This window comes from Seonamhaeicola sediminis, from assembly GCF_004358095.2.
GTDB lineage: Bacteria > Bacteroidota > Bacteroidia > Flavobacteriales > Flavobacteriaceae > Seonamhaeicola > Seonamhaeicola sediminis.
Genome location: NZ_SMZJ02000001.1, coordinates 258,304 through 281,758 on the forward strand (window position 1 = coordinate 258,304; position 23,455 = coordinate 281,758).

Annotated in this window: 12 protein-coding genes; all 12 read right to left on the reverse strand. The window is 34.3% G+C overall.

Translation table 11 applies throughout. From position 1 onward, the window contains the following. Positions 1–13 precede the first annotated feature (13 nt). Positions 14–1,834, reverse strand: coding sequence for a glycoside hydrolase family 2 protein (locus E1J38_RS01205; protein WP_133354698.1), 1,821 nt, complete (start codon positions 1,832–1,834; stop codon positions 14–16). A gap of 6 nt (positions 1,835–1,840) precedes the next feature. Continuing rightward, on the reverse strand, positions 1,841–3,763 hold the full coding sequence (locus E1J38_RS01210) for an ulvan lysase-like protein (protein ID WP_133354696.1): 1,923 nt from the start codon (positions 3,761–3,763) through the stop codon (positions 1,841–1,843). Positions 3,764–3,792: 29 nt separating this feature from the next. Further along, complete coding sequence (locus E1J38_RS01215; RefSeq protein WP_133354694.1) at positions 3,793–5,127, reverse strand: sulfatase-like hydrolase/transferase; 1,335 nt, start codon at positions 5,125–5,127, stop codon at positions 3,793–3,795. A 22-nt stretch (positions 5,128–5,149) separates the two neighbouring features. Continuing rightward, positions 5,150–6,568 carry a BNR-4 repeat-containing protein gene (locus E1J38_RS01220; RefSeq protein WP_133354692.1) on the reverse strand — a complete coding sequence of 473 codons (1,419 nt, stop codon included), beginning with the start codon at positions 6,566–6,568 and terminating at the stop codon, positions 5,150–5,152. Continuing rightward, complete coding sequence (locus tag E1J38_RS01225; RefSeq protein ID WP_133354690.1) at positions 6,568–10,059, reverse strand: glycosyl hydrolase; 3,492 nt, start codon at positions 10,057–10,059, stop codon at positions 6,568–6,570. The genes E1J38_RS01220 and E1J38_RS01225 overlap by 1 nt, the downstream gene beginning before the upstream one ends. A gap of 12 nt (positions 10,060–10,071) precedes the next feature. Beyond that, the gene (locus E1J38_RS01230) at positions 10,072–13,233 is read right to left on the reverse strand and encodes a glycoside hydrolase family 2 TIM barrel-domain containing protein (RefSeq protein WP_255449750.1); all 3,162 of its coding nucleotides are present in this window, start codon (positions 13,231–13,233) and stop codon (positions 10,072–10,074) included. 52 nt (positions 13,234–13,285) lie between these two features. Next, positions 13,286–17,323 (reverse strand): hybrid sensor histidine kinase/response regulator transcription factor, encoded by a 4,038-nt coding sequence (locus E1J38_RS01235; protein ID WP_133354688.1) that lies wholly within the window; start codon positions 17,321–17,323, stop codon positions 13,286–13,288. A gap of 225 nt (positions 17,324–17,548) precedes the next feature. Further along, positions 17,549–18,592 carry a GntR family transcriptional regulator gene (locus E1J38_RS01240; protein WP_133354686.1) on the reverse strand — a complete coding sequence of 348 codons (1,044 nt, stop codon included), beginning with the start codon at positions 18,590–18,592 and terminating at the stop codon, positions 17,549–17,551. A gap of 142 nt (positions 18,593–18,734) precedes the next feature. Continuing rightward, positions 18,735–20,165: a sulfatase gene (locus E1J38_RS01245; RefSeq protein WP_133354684.1), complete on the reverse strand. Its 1,431-nt coding sequence runs from the start codon at positions 20,163–20,165 to the stop codon at positions 18,735–18,737. A 22-nt stretch (positions 20,166–20,187) separates the two neighbouring features. Next, complete coding sequence (locus tag E1J38_RS01250; protein ID WP_133354682.1) at positions 20,188–20,922, reverse strand: ThuA domain-containing protein; 735 nt, start codon at positions 20,920–20,922, stop codon at positions 20,188–20,190. Positions 20,923–20,948: 26 nt separating this feature from the next. Then, entirely contained in the window at positions 20,949–22,472 is a 1,524-nt protein-coding gene (locus E1J38_RS01255) for a sulfatase family protein (RefSeq protein ID WP_133354680.1), read from the reverse strand. Positions 22,473–22,488: 16 nt separating this feature from the next. Further along, positions 22,489–23,454, reverse strand: coding sequence for a family 43 glycosylhydrolase (locus tag E1J38_RS01260; RefSeq protein ID WP_133354678.1), 966 nt, complete (start codon positions 23,452–23,454; stop codon positions 22,489–22,491). Between the last annotated feature and the right edge of the window lies 1 nt (position 23,455).

Below are 23,455 nucleotides of genomic sequence, written 5' to 3' on the forward strand. Positions count from 1 at the left end.
TTTATCTTTTAATTTATTTGATGTTTTTATAAAACGATTGCAACGTATAAAAGGCTTTCTTTTTGTTTCCTGTTTCTGATATCAAACCTTTTCTGTTCCAGCCATCTTGGTAAGGAATTAAGGTACGTCTTGGTGACCTAAAATCTACCAACGTCCATGGAGTTATACCGCTTATTCCCGGTATTTTAGCCAACGTTGGTAAGGTTTCTTGGTATAATAATTCCTGAAATTCTTCACTCCATCGAGTCATGTTATCGGCATGATACCCTTGAAGCGCACCTGCACCAAACTCTGAAATAATGACTGGTTTATCAATATCTATTTCCCAACGTATGTTTTTGATATTATCAATTTTACCACCATACCAACCATAATATTGGTTAAAGCTTAATACGTCTACCACTTTTGCAAATTCGTCTTCTACAATCATGATATTTTTATTTTCTTTTTTACCATGGTCTTCTAAAGCGGCGCTAATCAATCGTGTATCGTCTAATTTTCTTGCTGTAGTAGCTAAATTGGTTAAAAACGTTAAACGCTCTTTAGAGGTGGGTGTTTCATTAGCCATAGACCAAATGATAGAACAGGCTCTGTTTTTATCGCGTTGAATTAATTCTGATAACTGTGTTTCAGCCTTGTTATAGGTTTCGGTGTTTGTCCACTGTATGGTCCAATATACCGGTATTTCTTCCCAAACTAAGATACCCATTTGGTCTGCTAAACGAATCATGTTTTCGTTATGTGGGTAATGTGCTAAACGTACATAATTACATCCCAATTCTTTGGCCCAACCCAATAATACCTGAGCATCTTCCATAGACCAAGCTCTACCACCACGCATGACGTTTTCTTCATGAATGGAAATACCTTTCAGAAATATTTTTTCGCCATTTAGTAAAATTTGCTTCCCACTAGTTTCAATAGTTCTAAATCCGATTTTATCTGAAACTTTATCCTTTGAAATGGTAATGTTTACATCGTATAATTTCGGATTTGTATCACTCCAATACGACACACGTTTCACAGGAAATTTTACAACTACAAATCCATTAGCATCCGTTGTAAAGGTTTTGTCAATTTTCAATTCTGGAATAGTCAGGTTTACTTTTTGAGCTCCTTTATTTTCCCCATTTAATTGAATATATCCAGAAACCTCTTTATTGTTATTTTTAGTCAGTTGAATTTTATAATCTTCAATAAACGTGTCATCTAACTCATAAATGGTAACATCTCTCGTAATTCCGCCGTAATTCCACCAATCTGTACTTAATGTTGGTACTTCATCGGCAGCACGTTTATTATCTACCTTTACAATTAAAAAGTTGTCTTTTTCTTGTAAAAGATGCGTCATTTCGAAATTGAAAGGTGTAAAACCACCAACATGCACACCCAGTTTCTTACCATTTAAATACACGTCTGCTTTGTAGTTAACCGCACCAAAATGTAAATAGTAACGTTTGGAAGCATCATAATTTTCAACATTAAAAGACTTTTTGTACCAAACGGTGCCTTCGTAATAAAACAGTTTTTCTTCTTGCGAATTCCAATCACCGGGAACAACCATCGTTGGAGCAGCATCAAAATCGTACTCTACCCTATCGGTTTTATTTTGTGGCTTCTTATTTAAAAAATAGGCGCTAGAACCTGGATTTTCGGTTCCATCATGAGGTTCCATTCGGTAGTTGTAATACCCCGTTTCGTAAACATCTACAATGTAATGCCACCTACCGTTAAGGCTTTGTCCGTTTCTTAAGTAACTATTCTGTAACAATTGTTCATTTGCAAACGTGAAAATTGAAATGAACAGTAGACTTAGGTTAACAATATATTTCATGTGATTTTAAATAACTTTGATTGTAATTTTAACTTGATTTTCATCTTCAAAAGGCATCATTAATGGCACTGCTTCTACGCCAGGTACCATATTAAACAATCTACCTTTTGGCGTGTCTTTTATTTTTATAACTGAATTTGAGGTGATTTTTACTACGCCGTCGGGCTTTTCAATGGTAATTTCATGTTCTGAAACTTGCGTTACTTTTTCCCCAGTTGGAGAAACAATTGGCAACACAAAAGCGGTTGATGTTTTTATAGCCTCATTGGTACTCGCAATTATTTCTAATTTTTCAGAAGTTGCGGTATAATTTAAATTGAAATTTGAAGCCGTTTCAGTTATCGCCTCAAAAGTTTCGTTTTTTAATTGCACTTTAGCACTGTATTCCAAAATATTGGTCTCATCTTTGGATGTAAAAGTGGCTTCTAAATCAAATAAATTAGTATACCAAACCCCATCTTTTAACGTTTCAATTCTTGGGGTTAACGCAAAATCCTCTCCCGGTTGGGGTTGTTGATTATAGGCTTCTAGCATTTTATAAATTGCCGTACTAGCTGCACAAAGCAATCCTACTTTATTATGATACAATACCCCAATTGATACTCCTGAAGCTTGCCTCACATCATTTGTTGGACTGTATATAGAATCGTAGGCTGAAATTGTACCTCTCCAATCGCCTTTACCAAAAAGAGAAACATCTAGTTCTTCAAAATAAGTCTCACCCTTAGCAATGACTCTAGGTAATGGTGTAGTTTTATCTATTTTAGGTAAATGCTCCCAATGATCAAGTAACATCGCCAATGGTTTGGCATGTGCAAAAGTATGATGTACACAAGGTTGAATACCATGAGACACGTAGTGTGGCCCGCCATGTAATAATCCGTTATGAGTACATTGTTTTAAAAGCTCAGTATTTTTAAAGCTTGCTGTCCCTAAAGCCGGATTATGATTAGCCATGAAACTAAATGCCGGTTGCATACCGTCGCTTGTTCTACTGCCCCAATAGGTCCATTTAAACATACGGTTACCAAAGCTATTATCTATGCCTCCATCTGGTAAAACAAACTGCAAATGGGTATCTAAAGATTTTTTTAGGAGTTGTAGTAATTCCTCATCCTTTTCTTCTAAAGCATATAAGACTAAATTATTTAAAGACTCCTCTATATTATAACCTAAATCTATTCCTAGTAAACCTTTTGGACTCAATTTTTTCTTATTCTTACCTTTTATCTCACCAAATAAAAGCGCATTGGGCTCAGTAAAATGGCTTTTAACTTGTGCTACCAATTCTTTACTTCTTGATATATACTTGGTATTATCTATCAACTTACCAATTAAATTTAACGCATAAATGGTTGTTGCGCCATAATTGATATTAGACGCATCCACTTTATAAAATCGATTATAAACAAATTTGGTGGCCGAATCTAAACGATTATACCATTGTTCTCGAGTGGTTTCATCCAATAAATCGCCATGATACTTTAAGGTTTCAGCCAAGGCTATGACTCCAAAAACGGTGGTACCATCCCATGATTTTGGATCTAAATCGTTAGTCCATGCCCCATCTTCTCTTGTTACGTTTTTACCCCATTCAAAAGCTAAAATACCAGCATTAAGATATTTTTTTTCTCCGGTGGCTTTAGCTATATAGAAAAATGGATACACGGCATCCATAATTCTAGCATGCACTGTTTCGCAAGCAGGGCAATCCAATAGTCCATGAGTTTTAGGGTCTGATGGATTTACGATTTGAGTTTTTATCATACCATCACACCAATCCTTCAATAAATCAAAAACTAAATTTCTATATTCAGGTGAATGAAATTCTTTCACCTCATTGGTACAGGAACTTAACAAACTAGTTGCTGAAAGCGATAGCCCAACACCTGTTATGGTTGATAATTGAATAAAATCTCTTCTTTTCATCTGTATATTTTTAGCGATATATTTTTGAATTATTCCGCCCTAAATGCTGTGATTTTTGAGGTTAAATCGGCAACAATATCAGGGTGGCTTTCGGCAATATTATTTTTTTCAAAAGGATCTTCTACAATATTAAATAATTGTACCTCTTCGTCCTTCTTTCTCTCAGGGTCTGGAATGATAATTTTGTAAGGAGGAAAAATAGCCATGTTGTAGAACATACTATTTTCTATGGTATCAAAATCGTGTGCATATACCTCTCCAAAAACACCTTTTCTTTCATTCAGCGCCTCGTCATCTAAAACACTAATCCCTGGCAAATTTTCTGGTTTTTCAATATCAAGAATATCAAGAACTGTTGGTACCATATCAATACTACTTGTTATTGTGTTTTTATCCATTTTAGGTGTAATTTTACCTTTCCATTTATACATAATTGGTGTTCTAATCCCTAAATCGTAAGGCGCTCTTTTTGAAGTTTTTACGTAAGTGTTCTTATTTGGTTCTTGTACCCAACCATTATCACAAACATATACAAAAAGGGTATTTTCCATTTGTCCTTTGGCTTCAATCATATCAAATAACTGTCCGCAAGTTTCATCAAACCACTCACACATGGCCCAATACTTAGCCACATACTCGGTTGGTGCTTTGGGCAAATATTTATCTAACAAACGTTGCGGTGGTGTATGCGGTTGGTGTGGTAAAAATGGCGCATACCATAAAAAGAAAGGTTTCTTTTCTTTAGCAGCCAAATTTAAATAGCTATTAATGGTATCCAATCCTTTTCTACCAATTTGTAAACCAAAATCACCATGACGCCCCCCTCGTTCTGGGTCACCGTGGGTCATACCATAATCAAAACCACCAATTTTATGATTACCATGCCACCATTTACCTGTTTGAAACGATAAGTATCCTTTTTCCTTTAAAATTTCTGGAAGTGTTGTTTGTTTTTCAAAAGCAGTAATTACTGGTTTATAGGCTTCAGCTCTTGCTTTTCCACGAATATTACCACGTTCATAAACTTTATCATTTCCTAAAATACCATGATCTTTTGGATACAGACCTGTAATAATGGTTGCTAACGAAGGTGAACATAACGGCGTTGGAACATAGGATTGAGTAAAGGTTAAACTTTCTGAAGCAAACTGATCTAATCGAGGGGTTTCAATGTGCTCATGCCCCATGAAACTGTAATCGGTCCATGCTTGGTCGTCTGATAATATGAATACTATATTTGGCGGCTGCTCTGAAGATTCAGATATGTCACTATTTTTTTCTGCATTGTTCTTCGCTTTATTCCCACAAGAAAAAACTAAGACAGCAATTAAAAATATTAAGCAGGTGTTTTTTACTTTTTTCATTATTGTTTTAATTATTTATTTGTTAATTGTTTTTTAGTATTTGAGCTTCGGTTTTAGAACGTTTTATTGGTCCACTATCTCCTAAAAGATACATTTTTCTAAAATCTGTTCCCCTTTCTTTTTCTCCTACAATAATTCTAGCATCTGGATGAGGATTATCAATAAGAGATGATATTACAAAACTGGAATTTTTTCGACTTAACAAAACAGATTCTTTCTTAAAAGTATTACCCCCATCAAAACTATCCCATCGGCTTATTTCACCAACATTACCATTACTTTCATGTTCTAAATATAGACTTACTTCTTTTGCTGACGTTACTTCTAAATCTCCATTGCCTTTGGGAATATCTATATTCTCACTTTGTAGCCACTCTTGTCCATCCCATCTAAAAAGTTGTATGCGTTTAGGGGCACTTCTTTTTTCGCCGACGTCTGAACCAACCAATATTCCAACATGCGGATTTCCATTGGGGTCTACATCTGCTATCCCTTGAAATGTCCAATCCTCAGCTATTGTACTTACCAAAGTTTTTTCATCAGCCATTTCTTTGGTTAAGGGTATTGTTAAAGGTTCGTTTTTAACATTTTTCCAAACACCTGTTTTTGTATCAAAAACCATATAATACAAATTATGCCGTTCAGGGATATGTCCTCGTGAATCTTGCGCATTGTTGTTATCTCTACAAATGTGATAATCAAAGGCCACAATAATATCATCGCCATTACCTTTAGAAACCCAAGGATACCAAGAATCTTCAGCTTCTATATCTGTTCTGCGTTTATGCTTTAAAAAGGAAACAGGTGCTCCAAAATTTTTTCCATTATCGGTTGATTTTTGATATACCCAATTGCTTCTGTGTGCGCCGTGACGATAAAATAAATAGATGTCTCCATTATCCATTTTTATAAACTGACTGTAAGTTCCAAACAAAGAAATATTATCTAGAGTTTCCCATTCAGAAATATCTAGCGGTTTTTTAGAAACTGCATGTAAATTTTTTCCATAATGATGATTTCCTAATGGATTAGGACCATCTTCTCGCGTTCCTCCATGACCTCCAAAAGCTATATGAATATAGCCTGCATCATCAATAAGCAATGCAGGTTTACCATGATTGTCAATTTTCTTCTTACGGTTTGGGTCTTTTCCCATTTCACTCACACCTGCTTTAAAAGGGCCTTTCCATTCTTTAGTAGTATGATTGTATGAAGCTACATAAGGATCTTCTAAAGCACCTTGATAAGCCACATAAGTAATTCCTTCGTGATAAACTCCTGATGGATGTTGTACAATGGCCACCGCATTTCCGAAGCCATTATCGGCAAAATAATCTACCATTTTGCTACCCGCGTCAATTGTCTTTTGTTTTTTGGTTTTATTAGCACAACCCAACAAACAAAAACAAATAAAGAGGTGTATATAAACATATTTAGTCATTAGTTCTCTAGCTTTACAGTTTCAAAAAATGTAAGTTTTACAGGTCCTAGCAGACCAGACTTTAGTAAATCATCACTCTTATTATAATGATTCCAACTGGCAAATGTTGTTCTTTTAGATGGTCGTTCTGTATGATTTAACAACCAATCTGGAAGTGGTTTTGCGCGTTTACCTTGTCTTGGATAATCTAATTTAAGTTTTTCGTCACCAATCAATCGATTGGGCCACAGGTTGGTCACTTTTACTTCTAAAGTATTTTTACCTTTTTGCACAAAATCTGAAATATTAATTCTGAAAGGTGCTTTCCATAAAGTTACAACATTTTGACCGTTAACAATGACCTCTGCAATGACTGCAACGTTTCCTAAATCAAGTTCTATAATTTTATCTGATTGAAGTAAATCATCAGACAACATAAATTCTTTTATATAAGTTGCAGTTCCTGAAAAATATTGAATAGCCTCATCTTGAGCATTGGTCCAAGACATCAAATCATTGAACGTTTCCTTTTTAGCAACTTTTGAATTTAATGGAAATGTAACCTCCCAATCATTAGATAATTCAATTGGTTTTGGCACAGACTTTACTTCTACCACTTTTGTTTCTCCTGATGCGAGCGTATAATTAACTTTTCCTGGATAAGGTGTTGTCCAATTTATTGTACCATCTTCAAATTCTAATTTTGGTTGTGGTCTGTCTTTAGATAATTTTAAAATTTGTCCTTTTGGAATAAACAACGTACGTTCTTCGCCATCTGTTTTATACGTAATCTTTAAAACGGGTTTATTGCCTTCTGGAATTATACTGTTAATCAATTGATTAGATACCAAAATATCATACGTTCCCGAATTTACTACCTTTTGTATCTTATCGGTAACATCAAATGTTTCATAATTTTCAGGAATGCCCACAGTTTCAGCCTTAAACTTTCCAAAAACAGCTTTTAAAATTTTTAACGATTTATTTCTAGCATCAATATGAATATGCTCGCGTTCTTCAGCATGTAATTGCTTTTTGGTTTCGCCTATTTGATACTCCATTCTGAACTCCTTTTTGTAGCCCATGGCAGGGTCGCAATCGCAAAAAGCTCTGCTCATGTTAAAATCCAGTTTCCCATCTTTTATGGTGTTGGAAACCTTATCGGTTATATCAACCAAACCTTCTTGTAAAAAGGTACCATATTCTGCTTTTACAATCTCTAAATTTGACAATGGTTCTAATTGAGAAGGTTGTAATTTTGTTGAAACTTCTACTAAATGATTCGAATTTGCAGGCTTTTTAAAGACAACAAAAACCGATTCTTCCATTCCTAGTTGTAAAGGTACTGTGGTTGTGCCATCTTCATTTTCTTTAAAAACAACCACATCTTTTATAGTTCCCTTTTCTGAATTCCAAAGTTCTGGTTGCTTACCTGAAACTCGAAAACGCGCTGTTATTTCTCTGACTTCTTTTCTAGCATTCGCTATAAAATAAATATCTGTATCAGCAGTTTTTCTATGGATGAAACTTAGATCGGTTTTATCACTACTTTCAATTTCAACATCAGGTATTGCGCCACTTAAAGCTTCTATAATAGTAATGTCTTTTACCAAACTACTTCCCCACAATTCATCAACATAAGTTGTAACTTCCTTATCACAATTTGGATAATCAGTTAAACTTGGCGATTGCATTGGTTTTTTTCCAATGACTTTTGCGCCACCATCAACCAATGCTTTTATTTTTTCTAAAGTTTCTGGTTTTATAAAATCCGATTCTGGCAACACCAAAAGTTGATACGTATTTCCAACAGACGAGAAGATTGTTCCATTTTTAACGGTTAAGTCTTTCAACTTATTCGCACCAATCAAATCGTAATCAAAGCCCATTTGTTTAATCTCAGGTTTAATAAAGCCTGTATTTGGAGAGGATTCTCCTGTAAACACTAGAACATCAGCTACATTTTTACCTTCTTGCAATAAAAACTGAGACCGAGCTAAATAATCCATATAAGATTTACTTTGGTACCACCACGTATTCAAACGGTTAAAATCAAATCCATGATAACTTAAGGCTAAACCTGGAGCTACATCCCAAGGTTGATGCACATAGGTATGAAAGATGAATCGTGTAATGCCTTCTGCCCAAGCTCTATCTCCAATTGATTTGATGTTTGCTGGATGTTTATCCCAACCACCAATTCCTGTAAAAGACTCTGCACCAACAATGGCACTTCCATTTAAATGCGCTATAGATGACACAAATTTTGGAGAATCAAAAAACGGATAGCCTCCGCTCCAAAATTCGCACATCACAATATCACCTTGAGCACCAACTTGCATATTATCGAAAGGACCCCAATAAGGTTCTACAGAAAATTTCATTCCGTTTTCATGGCATAATTGTGCAAAGTGTGCATAGTAGTTTTCGGCAATTAAATCACCTATAGTTCTTCTAAAATCCCAAAGAAAGCGTTCTGAAACTTCGCCACTTTCTACATAATAGCCTGCTAAAGTTGGTAAATATGCTGTTAAATCATAACCTCTTAAACTTTCAAACTGTGTATCGAAACCGGTTGTCCAATTAGTAGTTTCTACCTCGTAGCTATCAATCAAACAATTATTTACAGTTGTTCCAACTAAATCGCCAAGTTTATCAATAATCGGTTGAATACCAGATTCCCAATAGGCATCTACCCCTTTTTTACTCATTTTATCCACCTCTAAACCTTTAGCTTCTGGCGGTGCTGGCCTGTTGGTTGTTCCAATTGGTGTATGTCCTAAACGTAATACAACCCAGTCGCCTTTAGGTACGTCCCAATTTAAAACACCATCTTCGGACAATTTTGAAGTTAGATTGATGATCGTTTCTTTTTGAATTATAGCTTCTTTTGCAATCGTTTTTGTATCTGGTAACAGATGATTTCGAATACGTTCGGAAAGCATTTTATAGTCTAAACCATCAATCTTTATCGCTTTTTTAGGCTTTGGAAAAGCTAATACTATAATGTCTTTGTAATAATCAAATTTGGTTTTAGGTTTTGGCAAAGCTTGTTTGATTGGTTTTCCGCCTTTAACCGTAAGTTCGCTAAAAACAACCGTTTGCATTGCGTTTTCTTCGGTAACCCAAGGCCCACCAGAAGACGACCAACCAGCGCTATTGTGAAATGCTAATTCTAAATCCAAACGTTTGGCTTCTTCAGCAGAAAACTTAAATAAGTCTAGCCAGTCTTTGCTTAAATATTTTACAGGTCCTTGGGGAAAACCAAGATGCACATTAAACAATTGTGCTTCTTGAATACCAACAGCTTTCATGGCTTCTAAATCTTTGGTGATGCCCGATTTAGATACATTTCCGCTAATCCAATGCCACCATGTTCTAGCTTTTGCTTGGTTTGGAGGGTTTTTGAAACCTTTAAGCAGTACATCTTTATCATTTTTCTGGTTAGTCTGAGCAACAGAAAAACAAATGCTTAAAAAGCAAAAAAGTAATACAAAAAGGTTTTGTTTCATTGTTAAATAAATTTAATCAATGAACAACTCGTCAATGTAAGGTGCGCTCTCTCCTGTAGTTTCTAATTTGATATTATTAGCTCCAGATTGCAGTACAATAATGGTGGGTACAAACTTCCATTCTTTTTCCCAACCACCTGTGGCTTTGAACTCTATACTTCTAACATATTCATCATTCACATAGAGTTTCATAGGGTGTAATTTCCCCTCATTATTATGCATATATCTAAAGCGAATGCTATAATCACCAGGTTCTCCATCATTCTCTTGATACCAAGTAATAGACCCTTCACCTCCTTTAAAATCCACAAAACCACTTCCTTTAAAACGGTGCGCCTCTCTACTTGGTTTAGCTGTTCCAGTTAAGGCGCCATCTTCTGCAGAAATATTAACACCTCTACCAATCCACATATCTGCAGAGTGTTCATCTCCCCAGAAAAGACCTTCGTTTTTACCGAATGTTTCTTCCATAGATAAAATAAGAACGTCGTTTTGTTTCACGACAGTTTTTACCGTAGTACCATCTTCAACTTTAAAAGGTTGGGTGTAAGCTAAACCATCTGTTTCTGGGTTTTTGCCATCTATCGTGTAAAGTACTTCAAAATCGTTGGAAGCATCATTTCCAAATAACGATACAGATTGTACATCAATAGTAATTTCATTGGAAACATATAAGGCTTTATCTCCTAAAATAGAACCTACAATTACAGAGGCCTCTTTTGCATTTTGACCTTCTTCTAAAAACAATCTGGTTTTCCCGAAAAACATACTTCTGTAATCGGCTTTTGTTCTGCTGGTTGGGTCTATAGGATTTCCGTTTTCCATAGACACTTTATCCACATCACCAACGATGTTGTAATACACCCTATTTTCTGCGTAGGGATTCAAATTATCGTCGGCATCCATCCCTTCTGAAGTTAGGATATAGCTCGCTCTAAAATCGCCTTCTGCTTCCAACTTAGTTACTGTGTTTTGTAAAGTAGATGGTTGTTTTGCCGTTGAAAAAGACGTTCTATTTACTTCCTTTCCATCAATATACCCCACTGCTTCTATGGTTCCTTCTTCATAAGGCACTAACCACTCACATTGCATTTCGTTCCAAACCGTTCCTGGTTTGTCTTTACCTAAAGATTTTCCATTTAAGAATAGCTCTACCTCATCGGTGTTAGAATAGACCCAAACCGGAATTTTAGTACCTTTTTCCATTCTTGGATGCGTCCAATGTGGTAGCATATGTATCATTGGTTCTCTGGTCCACTGACTTTTATAGAAATAGTATAAATCCTTTTCAAAACCAGCCACATCAAGAGCACCGCCCATAAATAGGTTAAACGGTAAACCACCATGAACCAAACCTGCTTCTCCGTAATAATCGAAACCTGTCCAACGAAAATGCCCACTATGCCATGGGGTATCGCGCATCACTTCCCAATATTTTCTTGCTGAAACTCGTACCGTAGCATTATCGTACGATGAGTTATAACGTTGTTTTCTATTTCTCCAATTTTTAGGATTTAAGCCTTCGTAAAAGAAAATTTCCTTTTCTGTAAGATTAGGCAATTCGTAGGTTCCTGGTAATTCATTATCGCGCCACCAAGTGTGGGTACGATAATACCCTCTAGTCTGCCATGTGTGAGGTGCTTCGGTGGAAATGAATGGTTTCTCTAATTCTTTTTCGTTTTGTTTATCTATAAAAGATTTTGTTTCAGAACCGCCATTAACCCCCTGAATATCCATATCTTCAGGATTCCCTGCTCCTGAGGTAAACAAACGGGTTGGGTCTAAACTTTTTCCAAAGCTCACTAATTCTGGTGCCACATCGCTATGGGTTTCATTCCCTAAACTCCATACAAAAATACTTGGGTGATTACGGTCTCTAGTAATCCATTCTTTTACATCAGCTTGCCACCATTCGTCAAAGGCTTGTTTTCCGTAATCCTCTGGTGCCTTTTTATGCCAACCATCAAAAATTTCATCCATGACCAACAGGCCAATTTCATCACAGATATCATAAAACATGGGTGGTGCTGGATTATGAGACGGACGAATGGCATTGATACCCATACCTTTAAGTAACTCTAACTTCCATCGTAACATAGGTTTCGTCCATGCACCTCCAACAGGGCCACCTTCCCAGTGTTCGCAAACACCTTTTAGTTTTACGTTTTCACCGTTTAACCAAAAGCCAGTTTCAGTTTTCCACTCCACGGTTTTAAATCCGAAAACGGTTGTTTTTTCATCTAATACTTCTTCACCATCAAGAATTTGAGTTACTGCTTTATATAAATTTGGTGATTCTGGGCTCCATAACTTAGGTGTTTCAACTTCTAAGTTTGCTTCTGATTTTGCTGCCTCAACGTCACTTGTTATCGATGTTAAAACAGTACCATCCGAACCTAGAATTGTAATTTTACTTTCTAAATTGTCAGAAGCGTTTACAACATTAAGCTTTACATTTACAGAAGCCTTATCTGTGGCAATACTGGGCGTCGTGATAAAAATACTGTTAAGCTCAATGTGTGTTGGGTTCTTTTCAATTAAAGAGACACCTGCATAAATACCACAGGGGTGATACCAACGGGCCGAGGGCTCTAAACTATTATCTACACGTACGGCAATAGTGTTTTGTCCAGCTTTTAAATGTTTTGAAATATCATACCGAAAACTAATATAACCGTAAGGTCTTTTACCCAGACGGTTCCCATTTACCCAAACTTCGCTATTCATATATACCCCATCAAAATTGATATATGTGGTTTTAGACAAACTTTCTTTTGAAACATGGAAGTACTTACGGTACCAACCGATTCCGCCATCATGATAACCACCGCCTTGTCCTTGGTCACCTCCTTTTCTAACCCCTTTTTCGAAGGACCAATCATGAGGTAAATCCAAAGCTGTCCAAGAACTGTCGTCTAGTTCTTCTTGAGAAAAGGCTTCTTGGTCTTCATCTAAGATAAAAAGCCAATTATCATTGAAATTTGTACTTGTTGTTTTTTCTTGATTAGCACAAGAAACCAGCATTAAAAAGGCCAGCGAAAGAATAGAAAAAATAGTTTTCATTTGGTTAAAAAAATATAGGATTGTAATACCTACAAACTTAACCTTAAAAACAGATAAAATAATCCTGTAGTGTCCTGCACCATCACGTTTTTTAAATGAATTGAAACTCACCTATTTTTAGACTAAAAACTAATAAAATAAAATAGTTGAATAAGATAACACTTTAGTTACTAACTGTAACTTTTTCTTGATATTCGGATGGTGTTATCCCATATTTCTTGTGAAAACATTGGCTAAAATATTTAGGTCTTTTAAACCCTACTTCGTATGAAACCTCTGAAATATTTAGTTTATTTAGCTCTAGGAGCTTAGCTGCGTGATTTAGCCTTATTTCCTGAATAAAATCATTGGGAGTTGAATTAGTCCACGCCTTAATTTTATTAAAAAGCATAGAACGACTAACACCCAAATCTTCAGAAAACTGAGTTACATTAAAATCTTGATTAGATATATTATCTTTTACAATTTTGATAGACTTTTTTAATAATTGTTCATCAAGTGATGTGAGAGAAACATCAATAGAGGTAAAATCATCATTAGACGAAAACTTATTTTTTAATCGCTGTTTAGATTCTAATAAATTATGAATTCTAAGACTGAATTCCTTTAAGTTAAACGGCTTACTAATGTAATCATCTGCACCACTTTCTAAACCTTCAAATTTATAAACTAAAGACGACCTGGATGTTAAAAGAATGACGGGAATATGGCTTGTTGCCAAGGTTGTTTTTATTTTTGAGCAGAGTTCTGTTCCTACCATTTTTGGCATAATCACATCACTAATAATCAAATCAGGCAAATGCTTTAATGTTTTTTCAAATGCTTCTTTTCCGTTTTCTGCTTGAATAATATTGTAATTTGGTTTCAAAATCTCTTTAATAAAGGATCTTAACACCACATTATCTTCTGCGATAAGAATTGTATACTTTGTTTTTTCTAATAGTAAATCTTCTGGGTTACCAAGTAACTCAATATCCTCAATATTAATCTGGGCAGCATATTGCGAGACATCATCACTCATTTTGAAATTTTCCAGTATATCACTTTCTGATAAATGCTTCTTCCCTAATTTAAGCTTGACAGTAAAAACGGAACCCTTAGGACTTAAATTCTTAGCAAATATTTCTCCGTGGTGTAACTTGACAATATTGCTGGCAATAGAAAGCCCAATTCCTGTACCTTTCTTGTATTCTTCAATTTCGTTGTTTTTTGAAACTTCAAAAAAGCGATCAAAAATTTTATCTAGGTGTTGCTCCGGGACACCAATTCCAGTGTCTTTAACCTCTACAATTAGGTTAGTATCATCTTTAGAAACATGAATACTAATAGCACCTCCTGCTTTGGTAAACTTGAATGCATTCGATATTAAATTATAAAAAACCCTTTCTAATTTATATCTGTCGTAATACACAAAAATTTCTTCTTCAGAGGCATGAAACTCATAGTTATAATGACCATTTTTGGCATGCTCTGAAAACGATAAAAATATTTCTTGTAAAAACTTTACTATATTTCCTTCTGCTACTTCCAGTTTTAATTGATTACTTTCAAGTTTTCTAAAATCCATCAATCTATTAATAAGTCTTAATAATTGATTAGCACTACCCTCTATTATTTTTAGTTTCTTATAGATGAGATTAGGCCCATTATAATTCTCTAAAATATTTTGAAGTGGTCCTAAAATGAGTGTTAGAGGTGTTCTAAATTCATGTGAAATGTTCGTAAAGAATTGCAGTTTAGCTTTATTTAACTCTTCAGTTCTTTTCTTCTCGGCAAATTCAAACTCCAGTTTTTGTTTTAATCTTGATTTAGATTGAAGCATCCAAGAAATACTAAAAAACAATCCGAATGCTAATACAAAATAAATAGCATAAGCCCACCATGTAAACCAAGGTGCAGGTTGTATTGTTATATCAAGCTCAGTTATTTCATTATTCCAAACACCATCATAACCCACAGCTTTGACTTGAAACGTATAAGTACCTGCATTTTGCAGGGTATAAAATGCTTCGTTTTGTTTAGTATATAACCAGTTATTATCTAACCCTTTAAGTCTATACGCATATTGATTGGTATTGGAATTGATATAATTAGGAAACGCATAATTTATAGAAAAACTAGCATTATTATGAGGTAGAACAATTTCCTTTGAATAACTTATATTTTTAAATACGGTTTCATTTTTATTTAAAGTGTCAATTTTATTATTCTTAATTTTAAGATACGATAAAATTACCCTTGGGACGTTGGTCAATTTCACAATATTATCTGCTTGGAAAGTTATAACCCCTTGCTTTCCTCCAAAATAGAATTTATCATTTTCTTTAAGAGCAGCATTTACTCTAAAATCGTTATCCTGAGCTAGTGTTTGTTGGTTGTAAATTATACTTTCTTGCTTTATAGGATCATACTCTACAATTCCTTGATCTGTACTTAACCAAAGTAAGCCTTTGCTGCTTTCTAAAATTGCATTGACCGTAAAAATTCTATTCTTTGCAGAAACAATAACAGTTTCAAATCTCTTATCTTCTGTGAATTTATAAAGCCCTCTAGTTCTTGAACCTACCCAAATCACTCCTCGTGAATCTTTATGCACCGAAACTATATCTAATCTGCTAGAATCTACAATAGTTGGGTAATTTGATATCTTAAAATTTCCTTTCTTTTCTGCTTCTAAAAAGCTCAAATGGTCTGAACCAACAACAATTAAATTCCTTTTGTCTTTCAGAATAACTTTAACGTAACTGCTTTTTAATTGACGGGAGTTAAAAGCCCTCATTTTTTTTTGTTTGGTATCGTATTTTATTAAACCTCTACCTATAGTTGCTATCCAAATAGTATTACCAAAACCCTTTTTAATATCCAATACAGATACGTCTTTTAAAAAATTTTTCAACTCAGAAGAAAGATAATTTTCGTACTCTTTTTGTGATTGTAAATCATAAATCTTGATACCATTTTTCATGGCACCAATCCAGAGTAAATTTCCATCCCTATATAAAGTCTTGATAGGATAAACTGTTGTTTTTGTTTTGTTTTGAACATCAAAAAGTTTTGTAACTATACCACTACTATCTATTTTATTTAAATCTCCACCCTCTGTACCATAGTAAATATTTTTTTCGTCATCAGAGGCTATACAATTGGCAATATTATTATAGGTTCCAGAATTTTTAAATCTCCTAAAATTCTGATTGGCTTTGTGCCATGTCATCACTCCAACATCTTGAGTAGCTAACCAAATGGAACCATTTTTATCTTTATATATTTTTTTAAAATGATTTTTTACACTTCCAATATCTTCGTAAATACTACTATTAACAGTGGTTATTTCTTTTGAAGGTGTTACGATGAAAAGCCCTGTTGTTGTTGCTAACCAAAGGTTTTCACTTTCATCTTTATACAAATCTTTAATCTCTATATTTTTAAAAAAATCAAATTCCTCAGGAGAACTAAATTGTTTTGTTTTTTTATTGAATAGTAAAAATCCGTGATACTTTGTAGCTAGAGCAATGATATCTGGTTCTACTTCTAATATTTTGTAAATAAAAAACCGCTTATTCAAATTCCTTGGGCGGTATGTTTGATGTTTAAATTTTCCTTCCTTACTCCTGCTTACTTGTATAATTCCATTAAAAGTAGCCAACCAAACGGTTTTTTTCTTGTCAACATGTATATCTAATATCAGTGTAGGTTTTTTACTGTTTTTTAGAAATCTTATAAAACTGTCATGTTTCTTTGTATAAATGGAAATACCATCTTCTGTTCCAAACCATATATTTCCATTTTTCATTTCAAAACTGGAAAAAATTCTATTACCACTTAAGGAATTTTCATCGGAAGTTTTGAAATATCTTTTAAATTGATCTTTTTGAGGTTCGTATTTGTTTAACCCGTTGAAAGTTCCTATCCATAAATTCCCATCTTTATCTTCTAGGATGTTATGCACATTATTACTACTTATTGTTGATTTATCTTCAGGTAAACTTCTATAAACAACAACTTCTTCTCCATTAAATTTATTCAACCCATTATTTGTAGCTAACCATATTTGCCCAAGTTTATCTTGCTTTATATAATTTACGGTACTACTAGATAAACCATCAGATAGATTGAAATTTTTGAAATTAAAATCACCAATCTGAGATTGTACTAAACCAATCTGAAATAATAAGAAAAAATAAAATATCCTATGCCTCATTTGTAGCTCTTATAACCTATAGCACAAGTTAAAAAATGTTTTAGAGTTATCGATAATATATTCTCAAAATGAATAGGCGAAGTGTCATAATTCTAAAAATGCTACCTCAATATCATTTCACTATTATGGTTAATATTTTATTTTCTATAAAACTTAAAAGCAAAAAAAGTTTAAATAAGAAAGGGAAGCCCAAGAGCTTCCCTTTGGTAATAAAATAACTAAATTCTATGCTGATTCTCTATCAATATAAAAGAAAGGTGCTTTAACCTTATCCTTAACATTTTCTGTTATCATTTTTGCAGCCTGTACTCCCATAGCCTCAAAATCACATGAAATCACTGTGATGCCTAAAACTTGTTTTAAGGGTGTATCATTATAAGATATAACTCCAACATTAACACCTAATTTATAGTCACTTTTCCTCACTAGATTCATTACTGCCACTAAATCATCTTCCTCTATAGTAATATATAAACTTTTATTTTCTAATTGAAATTCATTAGAAATCTCCTCTACAATTTCGAAATCAAAACAAAATTTGGAACAAAACGCCCTAAAACCATCTACTATTTCTGAAGGATATGGGTAAAATGTGGTTTTTGGATAAACAAGTGTTAACTTATTATACTTATTGGCTATTTTCTCTTTACCACTTTCTAAAGCTGAAAAAATATCATTTTCATAATCCTGATAGACTTCTATAAATTCACCTTCTATTTGCGAGCTTTTACTATCTAATAGAATTAAATTTTCCTTAGGCAATTCATTTATTACTGCTTCTACCTTCTTTGTAAAACTTCTATGAGATAAGTTTTCTGTCCTAAAATGGGGCATGATTACAAAATAATCATACACCGATTTATACTTTGTCATTAATTCTAAAAAAAGTGTTTCATCGGAATGATAACTTTGAAGATCTACATGACAGTTATCGCCCATTTCTTTTAAAAAAGAATTGTAAACCTGTGTTTTATAAGGACTCAGTTTATTAACAAAAAACAAAATATTCAATTTTGATATTAACTGAGTTTTGGCAATGTAGGTTCCTTTTCCAGGAACTGAAACTATAACTTTACGCTTCTTTAAAACCCTGTAAGCTCTTTCAACTGTATCTCTTGATAAATAAAATTCTTTACTTAGACTATTTATTGAAGGTACTTGGTCTCCAAACTTAGCATTGCCTTTGGAAACATTATTAATTACAGAGTTAATAATCTGCAAGTATTTGGGCACTATAGAGTTTGTGTCTAGTTTTATAAGGTCTAACATGGCTTAAATAGTTTTAGTCATTTCAAAATTATGAAAGCCAGTTGAACTAAAAATCTAAATTATGGTAACCAAAAGTTTTTTAACATAGCTTAAGGCAAAACTACCTTTAAGTTATGTTTTTGAAAATTAATACAATTAATTATTAATTTCTGGGCATATCGTTTTGTGGAAATGGTTTAGCATCTCTTGGAAATTGTGATTCCAAAACTGTTTTCATTCTTTCCTCAACGTCTTTATAACCTTCCTTACCAGAGAGGTTTTCAAAAGACAACAAACTGTTTTTATGTTCATATAATTCTGTTCCTAAAATTTCATGGGTATTAGAATCTCGCCATTCTGTATAACGCCAATTACCATCTGTGGCTGTACATCCCATGATGTTTTTACCTCTAGCATATACACTTGTTGCCACCTCATCCCATTTTATATCTGGATTATGTAAAACAGGAACTAAACTTTTGCCATCAGATTTTGGACTCTCTAATCCACAAATTTCTGTTAATGTAGAAAAGATATCTACATTTTCTACCAATGCATTTGATACTTCTCCCGATACACGATTTTTATCATTGGTTTCACGACTTATAATTAAAGGTACTCTAACATCAATTTCTACATTAGAGTGTTTACACCATGCGCCATATTCGCCAATTTTATAACCATGGTCACTCATAAAAACAATCATAGTATTTTTACGTAAATCTAATTCTTCAAGTGTTTGCATGACTTTACCCACTTGGGCATCCATATAGCTTACACAAGCATGATACCCATGAATTAAAGTTCTGGTTAATTCGTTATTTAAAGGGTCTTCATCAGGTATGCCATGATAACCTTTTAATTCGCCCCATTTGCTTAGTGCCAAGTTGTACATATCTTTAGGCTTCTTCTTTGATGGGATTTCAAACTTGCTTTTGTCATGCATATCCCAATATGTTTTTGGTGCGTTAAACGGTAAATGCGGCTTCATAAAACCAACAAACATTAAAAATTTGTCATCTTTATATTGATGTAACATTCTAATAGCATCGTTTGCAACAATGCCATCTTTGTATCCGTCATCGGCTACATCGGCATCTTCATAAGCAGGACCTTTGGCTCCTTTGTTACTCAGAACTGCAAGACTCTCTGGTTTTAGGTATATATTAGAAGGTCTTTTTACCAATTCTGTCCAACTATCTTTATCATCTACAAAATGATGATATACTTTACCTGTGCTTATGGTTTTATACCCATTTTGCTTAAACAGTTGAGGGAGGGTAACCACCTCTTTATGAATCTTTCGTAGAGGCGTGAAAATACTATAGATACCTAAAGTTTCAGGTCGTAAACCAGTTAAGGTGCTCATTCTAGAAGGTGCACAAATAGCCTGTTGCGTGTAAGCCTTGTTGAACATTACACCCTCAGAAGCGAGTTTATCAATATTAGGCGTAATTGCGGTTTCACTGCCATAACACCCTAATTCGGCCCTTAAATCATCAATGTAAAATACTAATATATTAGGTTGATTGGTTTGAGCCTGACTACTTAAAAAAGTTAATACTAACAACAATAAAATTGTAATACTTCTCATTTTAATAAAAATATTTTTATTATTAATTACTAAGACCACTTGCCCAATGAATGCCACCAATTAAATGTTTTCTAAAAATCGGGTCTTGATAAAGTTCTGAACGATGTCCTAATTGCGTTTGAAAAATACGTCCGCCATCAAAGTGATGATACCATGCTATAGGGTGATCTCCCATTGCCATACTTTTATTTTGAAATTCTTTAGTTTCTATTGATGTTTCATCTAAAGAGATAAGCACATTAACGTCCTCACGAGGACTATGATCTAAAGAATACCATTCGTCTTCCCAAATAAGCGTATTAGCTTCTATGTGTTGGGTTGAAGCGTGTTCTTTATTTTCTATTACAATTCTACCTTTTTGAACCCCTGAATGACCAATAAACCGAGCGCCTATTAATTGACCGTACCAAAACCATTCCATTTCGGTTACAGTGGCTGAATGAACTCCTACAAATCCACCTCCCGATTGAATAAAGTTCTTAAACGCTTTCTTTTGCTCATCTGATAAGATATTTTTATTTGTTAACAAAAATACCACTACATCATACTTTGCTAAAATCTCCTTAGTAAAAAAGGATGAATCTTCGGTAAAAGTAGATTTCCAACCATTTTCTTCACTCATTTCCACAAAAGCCTTAATGGCATCAGGTAGTGATGCGTGTCTGTAATGCCCTGTTTTTGTCAAGATTAAAAGGTTTTGAGAACTAGCACAAAAACCAAAACTTAGCATCAATAGTATTAGAGTTATAAGTCTCATAAATATTATTAAATATCACATATATTTTATTCTATAATAGGCTTAGGCGACTGTACTGTTCTAATATCCCCGACATTCTTAAGTTTTCCATCGCCTTCATTGAAACCCCAATGTGGTATGGCCTTTTTCTTTTCGTCCAAAATGTAGTTATACTTCTTTAAATAAAAATCGCGTGTTCCAAACTCATCATTAATTTCAGCTAAAGCCATGTTCAGTTTTTCATCCAAATCTTTTTGCAAATCACTTAATTCAGGATTTCCCAATAAATTATTTTGTTGAAAAGGATCTGCAATATTATCATAAAACATACTAGGCCCATTAGGCGTTCTTGCATAGGTATATTGTTTGGTTTTAATAGCTCTGTAAGGTTCATCTTTGAAGTTAGCACCAAATGGTGCAGGATTCATAACCAAAGCTGCTCTGTCAACGTTTGAATCTGGATTTTTGATTAAGCCCTTTAAGTTGTCACCTTCAATCCCTTCTGGAATTTTTATATCTGAAAGCCCTAATAGTGAAGGTAGTATATCTGGAGTAGTTATTGGCGCATTAACTGTAGCCCCTTTGTTTACATCAATATTAGGATAACTAATTAGAAAAGGTACTCTAATAGATTCATCCCATGCCAATTGTTTTACAAAAGGTTTAACACCATGAGCGCCCATCATTTCGCCGTGGTCTGCTGAGAATACAACAATGGTGCTATCCATCAAATTAAGTTCTTTTAGTTTATTGAGCACTAGCCCAATAGCCTCATCGGTGGCTGTGGCATGTGCGTAATACCCTTGTAACTCTTCTCGACAGCGGTCTTCAAATTCCTTAGGAATATTTGGACCCAATGTTAAAGACTCTGGCTTGTACATGGCCTTATATTTCTTGGGAGCACTATTATGCGGATAATGTGGCGTTGCTATTGATAGGAATGCCAAAAATGGTTGCTCATCGTTGGCGTGTTTTGCTATATAAGCATTGGCATCTTTTACAATGGCAAATGGCGAATACTCTTCCCAAATTTTCATTTCTGTATCTTCGTTATCGTAATAAGGCATTTTGGTATAATTATGAGAGCACTCTAATGCCTTCCAGTAGTCAAAACCTTGACGTCTTTCCTTTGGAATAAAACTAGACCTACCATGACCATCTAAATGCCATTTTCCCCAATACGCTGTATTATAACCTGCTTCCTTATAAATTTCTGCCATACATAATTCTTCACTTGGCAAATACAAATCGTTTAAAAACATCCCTGTTGTTGTTGGAAACTTGCCTGTTAATAAGGATGCTCTGTGGGGCGTACAAACAGGTAGTACCGAAACCGCATTTGTAAAATTTATGGCTTCTTTGGCAAAAGTATCCAAATTGGGAGTTTTAACATCGGGGTTCCCAGCATAGCCTAAAGCCGAACCACGCCATTGGTCTGTTAGGATATAAACAATATTGGGTTTTTTGGTTTCTAGAGGATTATTATTTTCTACCTGTTTCTTTTCAGATTTACAACTCACTAAATAAATTGATGTCAGAAATAAATAACCTAGTACTCGTTTAATTGTCATGGTTTATTTTTATAGTTTATAATTGAACATTTTTAACACCTTCTTGAGTGGCATTTATCTCTTGAATGGTACCATCTTCATTATAATACAAATACTCAATAGCGGTATTTCTACTAAATTTAGAACCGCCTTTCCAATTTTGCCAATGGTAAAAGAAATAATCTTGCCCTTTATAATTGATAATAGAGTGATGATCTTGTCTTTGTTTTGGGTTAATTCCTCCTTTGTATTCAAATGGTCCATAAGGACTATCTGCCATTCCGTAAAAACCACCTAAACCTGCATTGTAAGAAAAATAATAGACACCATTACGTTTGTGCATATAACTGGCTTCAAAAAAGTTATCGCTTCCGTATTCAATGGTTCTTGGTGCTTCGGCCAACTCTAAAAGATTGTCTTTTAAACGTGCTACTTTAGGTTCTCTTACACCCCAATACAAATACACTTTCCCATCGTCATCCTCAAACACACAAGGGTCTAACCATTGCCCTTCCACACCTTCAATCCAACCTAAATCTTTAAAAGGCCCTTCTGGAACATCACTAACGGCAACGCCACATCTCATATCGTCTTTTGAACCTTTTACTGAATGCGGATAGAGTAAATAATACTTATTATTCTTGTAGATAGCCGTTGGCGCCCACATCCATCCGCTCGCACCCCAAGGAATATCTTTAGAATGTAATACTTCACCGTGGTCCGTCCAATTTACCATATCAATTGAAGAAAACGCACGATAACCATCCATAGAATCATAGAATGTTGCATACTCCATATCACGAGAGGTGTACATCCAAACTTTACCATCGTTCCAAATGTGAGCAGAAGGGTCTGCCGTTCGTATATGGCGAATTACTGGATTATTTTTACTAACCTCGACAACGTCTTCTTTTGTTTCCTCCTCTTTTTTTGATTGGTCTTTACTGTTTTTACAGCCCATAAAAGTGGCAATGAGGCAGAACAATAAAAATTTTAATTTCATA